1 protein-coding gene is annotated in these 743 nt (G+C 54.6%); it reads left to right on the top strand.

The window, feature by feature from the left end:
• Positions 1 to 240: 240 nt before the first annotated feature.
• The coding region (locus ACTNBU_RS12665; protein WP_441034450.1) for an IS110 family transposase at positions 241 to 743 on the top strand (503 nt) is incomplete at its 3' end.

Genomic DNA, 743 nt, shown 5'->3' with positions numbered 1-743 from the left:
CGGCAGCCAGCCGCGTCTTTTTCCATCTCAAAGCCGAAGCTGTTAGAATGAGAGAGTAAATGGCCTGACAGTTAAGACCTTGGGCTGACACGCCCGCACAGGAGTCCGTCAGCCGCCTCTTTCATTCGCAGCATTCGATTTGCGCAGGTAGAGCCACCTTGTGCGCTCGCGTCACCCAGGAGATTGAACAGGCAATGAGTAAAGGGCGGAACGCCATATCCAATCAGAAGGAGGAGCGATATGAACGCAGTTGGAATTGATGTTTCCAAAGGGAAAAGCATGGTGGCTGCCCTGCGGCCAATGGGTGAAGTGGCATTGCTACCACAGGAATTTCTCCACACCGGGGTCGGTCTGGAGCAGATGGCTTACGCCATCCTTGCGCTGGGAGAAGATACCCGCGTTGTCATGGAGGCCACCGGTCGCTACCATGAGCCGGTTGCGGCAGCGCTGCATGAGTACGGCATCTATGTCTGCGTCCTGAATCCGCTGTACATCAAACAGAGCGGAGGCGGTTCCATTCGCAAGGTCAAGACCGACAAGGCCGATGCCATGAAGATCGCCAAGTACGGCCTTGACAACTGGGTGGATCTGCGGGAATATACTCCCATGGACACTGTAAGACAACAACTGAAGCTGTGCAGCCGCCAGTACAATCTCTACATGAAAACGGTGGTGTCGCTGCAAAACAATCTCATTTCTCTGACCGACAAGACCTTTCCCGGCGTGAACGAACTGTTCTCCAG

The sequence above is a fragment of the Dysosmobacter sp. HCP28S3_G4 genome, assembly GCF_052065175.1.
In the GTDB taxonomy this organism is placed as follows: domain Bacteria; phylum Bacillota; class Clostridia; order Oscillospirales; family Oscillospiraceae; genus Oscillibacter.
Note: the sequence above shows the minus strand (reverse complement) of the source record. Positions and strands in the feature narration are given on the sequence as shown.